Below are 6,575 nucleotides of genomic sequence, written 5' to 3'. Positions count from 1 at the left end.
TTTCATCACATTGCTACCCCCCTTTCCCCTTGTAAAGGGGGGAAACAATAAAAATCCAGTTCCCTCCCCTTTACAAGGGGAGGGTTAGGGTGGGGTAAAAAATATTTGATACATCAACCATAACTTTTCAAACACCCTCTCAGTAAAAAATATTTTGATGGTTTTTTACTGAGGTAATAATGTATGATATAGTCATGTTACTTTTAGAGTTTTATCTGTTCTCTATTAGCGGCATATACTGGGATTTTTTCGGCACATTATTTCAATCTCATGTTTTTAAACATGAGTTTTTCCATTTGCCCGTTCCCTGTTCCATCTGAATTTTTACCTAAAAAATCAACATGAAAGTTTTTACCCCCCCCATAATCGCTAAAACCCTTGCTCTGACTGGATTTGCTTCTTTATCTTTCATGGTGGCTGCTCCTGCCCAAGCGATTAATTTTACGGGAGATACAACAGGCGCTCCTACGTGGAATCGCCCAAATCAGAATGGAACCAATCCCCCTGCTGCATTATCAGGTGCTGACGTCCCCTATCAAGTGCAAAATTTCTTTGTGGATACTACTGGGGCTTACTCTCTTCTTAGTACGGCCACTTACGATAACTTCACCTTTCTCTATCAGAATAGCTTTAGTGCAGCTAGTCCCCTAACTAATGTCATTATCGGTAATCATGACTATTCAAACGGTTCTGGCTTTGACGGTTCTGGCTTTGAGGGGGGTAACCTGACGGCAGGTACTCAGTATTATTTCGTGAATACGGGATTCTGGAACGATGATTTCGGTGCTTACGCTTCTAGCATTACCGGGGTTGGGAATGTCACTCTGGGAAATGTGGCTGCTGTGCCTTGGGAAACCGACGCTCTTCCTGTGGTGGGTAGTACGGCGCTTTTTGGTGCGGGTATGTGGGCTAAACGCAAATTTGCTCAAAAAAAGATCGGGATTGAAAACGCTTAAATTGTTTTATTGTTGATAAATAGTCAGAACCCACTTAGAGGTTGTTTGAAAAGTATCAGATGAAACCCATAATTTCCAAAAACCTAACCCCCCTGCCCCCCTTCCCTGCAAGGGAATGGGGGTTTTAAAGCCTCTCCCCTTGCAGGGGAGAGGTTTGGAGAGGGGTCAGTCTATACATTCAAAACTTTTCAAACATCCTCTTAATGAGTGGGTTTTTTATTCTGGTTTTAATTTCATGTCAATTTTGATAACTGCTAGATAAATCACGAATTTGAGGATAGAAAGGCAACTCCTTTTATTGGTAAATTCACTCTAGATTTTTATAATCCAATTGTTTTATATTGGATGGGGGGTTGTGTCTAGAACGAAATAACCCCACCCCCAACCCCTCCCCGCAAGCGAGGAGGGAGGCATGATTTGTTTTATTTAAGTGCATACGACTGTAAGAAATTGGGGAATTTGTATCAACTCGAAAACTGCGTAAATCGGCTTAGTTAATAACCCTAATATATGGGTGATCATAACTCCATTCCCCAGGCAAATTTATGACTTCTAGTATTACAGATTCATTTGTGAAAGCTGCTATTGCGTCCATATCTTCAGAGTCAGCAACAACAGCCGAAAAAATTCAAATGCTGATAGAAATAGCACAAGGTTTTCAAAAAAAGCCGAAAACAGCCCAAGATTTACATAATGCAATTGGGCTATTTGACCGCGCTTATCAAATGTGTGGGGATGACTATGTTTTACTGAAAGCACGGGCTAAGGTGGGCATGGCAGGGTCATTACAGATGATTCCTGACGGGGGTTCTCAATTTTTGCAACAAGCACGGGCAGATTATCAGGAAGCTTTGCCGATTTTACAACAATTGGCAACGGCGGAGGAAGTAGCCGCAGTGCAGATGAATTTGGGGTTAGTTTTCCAATCTTTAGTTCCCTATAATTTAGCCCAGATAACTGAGAGTATTCATGCTTATCATGAGGCTTTGCGGGTGTTTACTTGGGAAGATTACCCCCAGGAATATGCGATTTTACATAATAACATAGCGATCGCTTATCTTTCCATGCCCATGTCATCGGCACAGGAATCTTTGCGTCAAGGTTTAGCGGTTCAGTCTTTTGAAATTGCCCTCAAGCATATTAACTTAATTGACCATCCTAGAGAGTATGCAATGTTGCAAAATAATTTAGGAAATGCTTTACAATATTTAGTAAGTTCTCATCCTATCGAAAATAATTTACGGGCTATTTTAGCTTACAATGAAGCTTTAAAAGTGCGTAATTTGCAAGATACACCGTTAGAATATGCGAATACAATTTCTAACAAAGCTAACCTTCTCTTCAACTTACCTGACGACCCCGAAAAACCAGAATTAGGGAATCCCCAAAATCTCTTAAAGGCAGAAGAATACTATCAAGAAGCTTGGCGAATATTTACAGAACATCAGCAATTAGAACAAGCGGAAATAGTAGCCAAAGCCCTCCAAGATTTAACTGCGGAAATTCAAGCATTTTCATTAAATTAAACCCTAAATAGGAGAATATCTATGTTTGAATTAGTAAATGATCCAGTATTTCTCAAATTTCTGCATAGTTTAAATACAGAATTAAATCTCACTACAGGATTTACTTGGTTAATCATTGCTGTGATTTTATCAATGATTGGTGGTGCAATTGGCGGAATTATCCTTGCGGGTAAAGATATCGGATACCAATTTGCAGCCATAATTGGTAGTTTATTTGCACCAGCAGGGGTAATTCCTGCGGTAATTTTAGGGTTATTTATCCTGAATTTATTAGCCAATCATTAGGAGCATATATGTTAGCATTAACTTGGTTTTCTATTCAGTTATTTTTTAAGGGTAAACTATTCCGTGACCCTATGTATTTTCTGCGTCAAATTATTATTGCTGGAGGTATTGGTACGGTTATATTAGTATTATTAGCACAAGCATCAATTCCCCTTTGTATTCCTATTAGTGTGGCTAGTTTGACGACAGGTGCAATTATGCCTTTTTTGTTGCAAGATTTTAGAATGAAATGATTTAAAGTAGGTTGGGTTGACCCCAGGAAACCCAACATAATCATAATGTAAATTCACACTCGGGTTTTCCGATAAACAAGTAGGTTGGGTTGACCCCAGGAAACCCAACATAATCATAACATAAATTCACATTTGGGTTTTCCGATAAACAAGTAGGTTACAACATTTTCAGGAATTTGTTGGGTTTCGCTGTCGCTTAACCCAACCTACAAATATATTACGATTATATGCTATTATGAAAAGAAGATTAATAAATAATTTCCAGGGATTATGTCTGATTTCAATAACTATATCCAAGACTTACAAGAAAATATTAAACGTGGTGGAGAACGCAGTCATTACCCTAGCCTAAAACATCTAATTGAGGGTTTAATGATTGGTATTAATGCCAGAATTGAAGAAAAAGGCAACCAAGCGGGAATCCCTGATTTAACTATCAGAAAAAATGATCGAATTTTGGGATATATAGAAGCTAAAGATATTCATATTGATTTAGGTAAAATCCAAAAAACTGCACAAATCAAACGTTATTTGGAATCCAATATTGGTTACAACTTAATTTTAACTAATTATCTAGAATTTCATTGGTATGTAGACGGAGAATGTGAAAAAACTGCTAAATTAGCTAATTTAGAACAAGGTGAAATTATTCTGGTTAATGATTTACGACCTATTACAGAATTACTCCAGTCATTTCTGAATCAAAAAGCCAGAGATATTAATAACTATTATGATTTGGCTAAAGAAATGGCAGCTTATACTAAAACCATTAGAAACGCTATTCAATCATCTTTAGAAATAGAAACAACTACAGAAGAATTAAGTCAATTAAAATCAACATTCAAAAAATTACTACTTTTAGATATAGATAATGATAAATTTGCAGATATGTACTCCCAAACTATTGCTTATGGGTTATTTACTGCGAAAATTGGTCATGCACAAAACCCTGGACAATTTGCATTTAATCGCACAACCGCAAGTATTTATATTACTGATAGAATCCCTTTTTTAAAAGGTTTATTTGATTTGGTTTTAGGAACTGATAGCGTTAGTAAAATTCACAAATCAATTGAAAATTTAATAGACTTATTTAACACAATAGACATGACCAATATTTTAGAAAACTTTGGTCAGGAAACCCGCACAGAAGACCCAGTTATTCACTTTTATGAAACATTTTTAGCTGCTTATGAATCTTCATTAAGGAAAAGTAGAGGAGTTTATTATACTCCTGAACCTGTAGTTAATTTTATTGTTCGTGCTGTTGATGATATTTTAGATCAAGTCTTTGATTTAGAATATGGTTTAGGAAATCGCAAAGTCACAATTCTTGACCCCGCAACTGGAACAGGAACATTTTTATATGCAGTTATTAAACAAATTCGTGATAATGTTGCTAAGTTTGATATCCGTCAATGGAATAATTTTTTAAGAGGTGCAAGACTTTTAAACCGTCTATTTGGATTTGAATTATTAATGACTCCCTATACTATAGCGCATTTAAAATTAGGTTTATTATTAGGAGATTTAGGTTATAAATTTGTACCAGAAGAAAGATTAAAAGTTTATTTAACCAATGCGTTAGAAGCAGGAATAAAGGAAGGTGATTTAATTCCTGGTATTACTCAAATTATTGCGGAAGAATCCAGTCAAGCAGGAAAAGTAAAAACAGAAATTCCGGTCATGGTGGTATTAGGAAATCCTCCTTATTCTGTCAGTTCTCAAAATGCTAGTAAACGCAAAAGAGTTTTAAATCAAGATGAAAGATATTTAGCAGATGTTGAATATACTGGTTCAGCTTGGAATCGGATTTACAAAACAGGAAAAGCGGGTAAAACCATTACGGAATTAACCCACATTGGCGAACTTTTAGAATTATATAAAGGTAGAGTCAGATTAGAAAAAGAAAAGAATATTCAACCTTTAGATGATGATTATATTAAATTTATTCGTTTTGCTCAATATCAAATTCAAAAAATACCTAAAGGTTATGGTATCATTGGTTTTATTACTAATCATTCCTATCTCAATGGTTTAATTCATCGAGGTATGAGGGAAGAACTATTAAGGTATTTTGATACTTTATATATCATGGATTTACATGGTAATTCTTTATTAAAAGAAACCACTCCAGAGGGAAATGTTGATCAAAATGTTTTTGATATTCAACAAGGTGTAGCGATTTTAATTGCTGTGCGCGAAAAAAGCGAACCTGATTATTTTTCTACCGCTTATAAATCCAGAGATGGAATTAAGGAAATGGCTAAGGTGTTATATTATGATCTGTGGGGAAGTCGTGAGGATAAATATAAGTTTTTAGAATCTGCAAGTTTAGATAATGTTAATTGGATAGAGTTACAACCAACAGAACCTAATTACTTTTTTGCACCGAAAGATTTTGATTTAGCAACGGAATATAATCAAGGATGCTTAATTAGCGATATATTTATAATTAATTCCAGTGGTTTTACTACTCATAGAGATAACTTTGCAATAGATTTTGATAGAGATATAATTAAAAAAAGAATACGTGATTTAATGTCTGAAAATTTATCTAATGATTATTTGCAAGAATTATATAGTATTCATGATAGTAGAGATTGGAATTTAGCTGAAGCACGAAAACAAGTTAGAAAAAATCTCAACTGGGAAAATGATTTAATTTCTTGTTTGTATCGTCCTTTTGATAAGCGTTTCTGTTATTTAAGTACAGTAGCAATGGATTTTCCGCGTCCACCATTGAAACAGCATCTAATACAAGATAATCTGAGTTTATTATGTAATCGTCAGCTTTCTATTATGGGGTGGAGACATATTTTTGTTACTAACTCAGTTCCTGAAATCTGTTCTATTTCGTCAGCAAGTAGAGAAAGGACTTATGTTTTTCCTCTCTACACATACCCAAATACAGAAAATGATCAAACCAATCTTTTTCTGGAAAAAACTCCCAACCTAGCACCAAAATTCCTAGAAACTATCAAAGAAAAACTTGGTAAAATACCCACACCAGAACAAATCTTTTACTATGCTTATGCTATATTTCACAGTCCTACATACCGCACTAGATACGCTGAATTTCTGAAAATAGATTTTCCGCGTCTTCCTTTAACCAGTAATCAAAAACTCTTTCATGAATTAGCTATCAAAGGAGAAGAATTAGTTAATTTACATTTAATGAAATCTGATAAACTCAATACCTTAATCACAACATACCAAGCAATAGGAGATAATCAAGTTACTGAAGTTACCTATAATTCCGAATTGCAAAGAGTTTATATCAATAAACAGAGTTATTTTACCGATATTCCTCCACATATTTGGGAATTTAAAATAGGAGGATATCAAGTATTAGATAAATGGTTAAAAGACCGAAAAAATGCTAATAGAAAATTATCTGTTGAGGAAATTAACCATTATCAAAAAATTGTCATTGCTTTAACAGACACTTTACGATTAATGCAAGAAATTGATAGAATTATTCCAGGTTTTCCCATAGAGTAAAAAAATGTTATAATTAATATGTATTGTCTTGTAAAAACCCAAGCAGTAAAATTACTATAGTCCTTCTATTT

5 protein-coding genes are annotated in these 6,575 nt (G+C 34.8%); all 5 read left to right on the top strand.

The annotated features are described in order from the left end of the window. Positions 1–341: 341 nt before the first annotated feature. Complete coding sequence (locus PN450_RS15430; protein WP_271836845.1) at positions 342–956, top strand: hypothetical protein; 615 nt, start codon at positions 342–344, stop codon at positions 954–956. 545 nt (positions 957–1,501) lie between these two features. Further along, complete coding sequence (locus tag PN450_RS15425; RefSeq protein WP_271836844.1) at positions 1,502–2,482, top strand: hypothetical protein; 981 nt, start codon at positions 1,502–1,504, stop codon at positions 2,480–2,482. Positions 2,483–2,503: 21 nt separating this feature from the next. After that, positions 2,504–2,767: an asr0689 family protein gene (locus PN450_RS15420; RefSeq protein ID WP_213711658.1), complete on the top strand. Its 264-nt coding sequence runs from the start codon at positions 2,504–2,506 to the stop codon at positions 2,765–2,767. 8 nt (positions 2,768–2,775) lie between these two features. Continuing rightward, on the top strand, positions 2,776–3,000 hold the full coding sequence (locus tag PN450_RS15415; protein WP_271836843.1) for a hypothetical protein: 225 nt from the start codon (positions 2,776–2,778) through the stop codon (positions 2,998–3,000). Positions 3,001–3,270: 270 nt separating this feature from the next. After that, entirely contained in the window at positions 3,271–6,504 is a 3,234-nt protein-coding gene (locus PN450_RS15410) for a type ISP restriction/modification enzyme (protein ID WP_271836842.1), read from the top strand. Positions 6,505–6,575 lie beyond the last annotated feature (71 nt).

Origin of the sequence: Dolichospermum lemmermannii CS-548, from assembly GCF_028330815.1 — a bacterium.
GTDB classification, from domain to species: domain Bacteria; phylum Cyanobacteriota; class Cyanobacteriia; order Cyanobacteriales; family Nostocaceae; genus Dolichospermum; species Dolichospermum lemmermannii.
The sequence above is the reverse complement of the archived record's forward strand: the minus strand, read 5'-3'. Positions and strand labels throughout refer to the sequence as shown.

What these genes read in the sequence shown, in the direction of transcription:
- PN450_RS15430 (WP_271836845.1), top strand. Translation starts at nt 342, where the DNA reads ATGAAAGTTTTTACCCCCCCCATAATCGCTAAAACCCTTGCTCTGACT.
- PN450_RS15425 (WP_271836844.1), top strand. Translation starts at nt 1,502, where the DNA reads ATGACTTCTAGTATTACAGATTCATTTGTGAAAGCTGCTATTGCGTCC.
- PN450_RS15420 (WP_213711658.1), top strand. Translation starts at nt 2,504, where the DNA reads ATGTTTGAATTAGTAAATGATCCAGTATTTCTCAAATTTCTGCATAGT.
- PN450_RS15415 (WP_271836843.1), top strand. Translation starts at nt 2,776, where the DNA reads ATGTTAGCATTAACTTGGTTTTCTATTCAGTTATTTTTTAAGGGTAAA.
- PN450_RS15410 (WP_271836842.1), top strand. Translation starts at nt 3,271, where the DNA reads ATGTCTGATTTCAATAACTATATCCAAGACTTACAAGAAAATATTAAA.